Below are 4167 nucleotides of genomic sequence, written 5' to 3' on the forward strand. Positions count from 1 at the left end.
CTTGGATCGCAGTTCATGCTCATCTGCTGCCAACGGGAAAGGTGCTATATTGGCCCCAGTTCAACCTCGGCGACAATCCTACACTTTGGGATCCATCAACCAACACGAATACTGCGGGTACGCATGCAGGAGCGAACATATTCTGTTCAAGCCATGCCTTTCTGCCTAATGGACAGCTCTTGGTAGCCGGTGGACACATAGCCAATAATGTGGGGCTGGTCAATGCTTACACGTATAACCCGTTGAACAACAGTTGGACGCGACTGCCTGACATGAATAATGCTCGGTGGTATCCAACGAACACCACGCTGCCGAACGGAGACGTGCTGGTGATCAGTGGTTGGATAGATACGACGGTGGGTATCAATGTCGAGCCTCAGGTATGGCAGAGTGCGACGGCATCCTGGCGCTATCTGACTGCAGCGCACCTGGCGCTGCCTTTCTATCCATACATGTTTGTGGCACCTAACGGAAAGGTGTTCTGTGCCGGGCCCAGCCAAATTACCCGATACCTTGATGTTACTGGCACCGGTGCTTGGAGCACGGTGGGGAATAGCAACTACGGGCTTCGTAATTGGGCATCGGCAGTGATGTACGATGACGGAAAAGTGCTGATCACGGGGGGAATCGCGTGCGGAGATTACGCGAGTGATTGCACTACTTATCCAACAGCAACTGCAGAGATCATCGACCTGAATAGTCCGACTCCCGCTTGGCAGTACACTGGATCGATGGTGACCGGAGGACGCAAACTTCACAACGCTACTTTACTCGCAGACGGCACAGTCCTAGTGACTGGCGGAAGCAGAGGAACTGAGGTCCCCGGCGCTGCCTCGAGCGATCCAGCGTATGCGTGTGAGCTATGGGATCCAGCAACTGGAACCTGGACAACGATGGCGAGCATGACACTTTTTAGAGGCTACCACTCGACTGCACTCTTGTTGCCTGACGGGCGCGTATTATCCGCAGGCGGCCAACCCGGGCCCGGCGCGAGCGTCGGGAACGCCTCCGCAGAAATTTACTCGCCCCCTTATCTGTTCCACGGTTCCCGTCCAACTATCACGTCCGCGCCTACGAGCGTTGGGTACGGGCAGTCATTTTTCGTGGGCACACCCGACGCCACGAGCATTTCCAAGGTCACACTGATCGCGCTTTCTTCGGTCACGCATGACTTTAATATGGGCCAGCGCATCAGCCGACCCCTGTTCTCGCAAGCTACGGGCGGCCTGAACATTACGGCTCCTTCAGACCCCAACAAGGCTCCGCCGGGCTACTACATGCTGTTCATCCTGAATTCCAATGGCGTTCCTTCAGTGGCAAAGATTGTCCAAATTAATAGCACTACCCCAACGCCAACTCCTACATCTACCCCGAGCCCCTCGCCAACACCAACACCAACCCCAACTCCCACGGCAACACGTACCCCGACTCCGCCCCCAACTCCAACTCCTACCGCAACGGCAACTCCTACGCCGACTGCGACATTCACGCCTACGCCGACAGCAACAGCTACTTCAACTGCCACGGCAACATTCACTCCAACACCAACCCCAACTCCCACGGCAACACCTACCCCGACTCCGCCCCCAATTCCTAGCGCAACGGCAACAGCCACCCCGAACTCAACTCCCACCCCCACCCCCACCTGTACCACTGCTGCTGCGCCCAGTAACCTTGTGCTTACCGTCGGTTCCTCCACCCAGATCAACTTGAATTGGACGGACAATTCAAACAATGAACAGGGTTTTTACATTGGACGTAGCACAGACGGCGTAAACTTTACGCGAATTGCCACGGATTCCTGCGGAGAATATGGATTTAGTAATAATGCGACCGCCACCACGCTCGGTTGTTCATCCCCTACCCCTACGCCCATGGCCACCGCTACGCCCACTGCTACCTTCACGCCGACACCGACATCGACTGCGACGGCGACAGCCACAGCGACTGCAACGCCACCCAATACGCCAACACCGACACCGACTGCGACAGCCACAGCCACAGCAACGTTTACTCCGACACCAACGGCTACGTTTACGCCAATGCCAACAGCTACGTTTACCCCAACGCCTACGGCAACATTTACTCCTACTCCGACTGCAACAGCTACGTTTACTCCAACGCCTACGGCAACATTTACTCCTACTCCGACTGCAACGGCGACGTTTACACCCACGCCGACACCTACGCCGACCGCACCACCAGAGGTCACCATCACTAAGACGGCTGATGCGGCCAGCGTCAGCGCCGGTTCCCAGATCGGGTTCACCGTGACCCTGACCAACAGCAGCCCCACCACGGCCACTGGGCTCTCGGTCACCGACAGCTTGCCGGCCGGGGCTGATGTCAATTGGACGATCGATGCTGGCAACAGCGATCCCGGCTGGTCAGTGAGCGCCTCACCGCCCAATCAGAGTCTCGATTACAGCCCAACCACACTGGCCGGAAATACGAGCACCACAGCGCATGTGGTTAGCAGCACTACGACCAACAGTTGCGGCATGTATGACAATACGGCCAGCTTCACGACCGACAACGATGGCTCCGGTGAGGCTTCCGCCTCGGAAGTGGTCGTCTGCCCATCGCCTACACCTACGGCAACAGCAACAGCCACCTTTACTCCAACTCCGACGGCAACAGCCACGTTCACCCCTACCCCTACCGCAACAGCTATCTTTACCCCGACAGCTACGGCAACGGCAACGGCTACGTTTACTCCAACCGCGACGGCGACGTTCACACCCACGCCGACGCCAACGCAGGGGATAAGCCCGACGCCAACGCCCACGGCGACAGCGAGTGCAACTGCAACAGCTACGCCGACCGTGGCGCCCAGTCTAACGCCAACTCCGACAGCCACCGCGACAGCGACGGCCACATTGATCCCGACTGCAACGCCGACCAATACACCGACATCGACTCCGACTGCCACGGCCAGTGCGACCGCGACACCGACTTCAACTGCAACGGCAACACCGACGCCGACATCGACTCCTACACCAACGCCGAACCCGAGCCCAACGCCGAGCCCCACAGCAACTCGAACTCCGACACCGACACCAACACCAACTCCAACTGCAACCCCAACCCCTCAAGCTCCGACAAATCTTGGGGCTACCGCAGCGTCATCTAGCCAGATCAACCTGTCCTGGGCCGATAATTCGAACAACGAGACCGGATTTAAGGTGGAGCGCTCGAAGAATGGTAAGGGCAACAGCTTTTCACAACTCGCGACGGTCGGCGCAAACGTTACCACTTATTCGGACACCGGATTGAACCGGGCCACTACCTACTATTACCGGGTGCGTGCTTACAATGCAGGAGGCAATTCGGCCTATTCGAATATTGCGAGTGCCACGACCAACCCCTGACACCGCCGACACTAACTCCGACACGAACGGGCCAACTGACTTTCCAAACACCTCGCGTAGGCCTCGCGTTCATGGGTGACAGCACTACTTACCGATTGACACAGGGTTTTGTCCTAGGCGTCTGCTTCAAATCACCTGCGCAGTTGGTTGCTACACCCAGGTGCAGTACGCCACTCTCATGGTCCAAATTGCAGGTGAAAGCGCTGGCCAATTCAGTGTTCTAAACGTTCTGGGGACTGCTGAGCTAAATGGAACCCTGCATCCTGTGCTGCTGAATAGTTTTATCCCGATGATTGGTGACTCGTTTATCTTTCTAAATTACGCGAGTTTGCCGGAACATTTTCACTCATTGAGAACGAGGTCTTCAACAACGGCACGGAACGTTGGGAAGTCACCTACCAAAGTACAAAAGCCATTCTGACGGCGACGAAAAACGTTCCTGATCAGGCTTCAACGTTGCTGCTATTGACGTTGAGCTTGCTCGGTCTGATGACTTGTCAGCGGTCGTTGCGGCGCAAGCAAGCCTGAGAGGTTGTCGGTGAGGCTGCGAGAGATTCCACAAACAGAGCCGTCTTCGCTCGTAACATTTTGGCCGAAACGTAGCGAATCAGGCAATGTTTCGATCGGAGCGCTTTTGGGAAGGCGTCCGTATCAAACAGCGTAGCACCTATCATTGGATCATCGTGGCGATATCCTCCGTAGTCAGATGTCAGGAATTTTACTGCTTATCGGATCTATAGCGCTTTTCTCTTGTGGTGCATGGGAGCAATGATTCATCTAGAAAACGACGACAGTT

At 56.3% G+C, this 4167-nt stretch carries 1 protein-coding gene; it reads left to right on the top strand.

Annotated features, from left to right (window positions below; genetic code table 11):
- The coding region (locus DMG62_24185) for a hypothetical protein (GenBank protein ID PYY19886.1) at positions 1–3371 on the top strand (3371 nt) is incomplete at its 5' end.
- Between the last annotated feature and the right edge of the window lie 796 nt (positions 3372–4167).

Source organism: Acidobacteriota bacterium (assembly GCA_003225175.1).
In the GTDB taxonomy this organism is placed as follows: Bacteria; Acidobacteriota; Terriglobia; order Terriglobales; family Acidobacteriaceae; genus Gp1-AA112.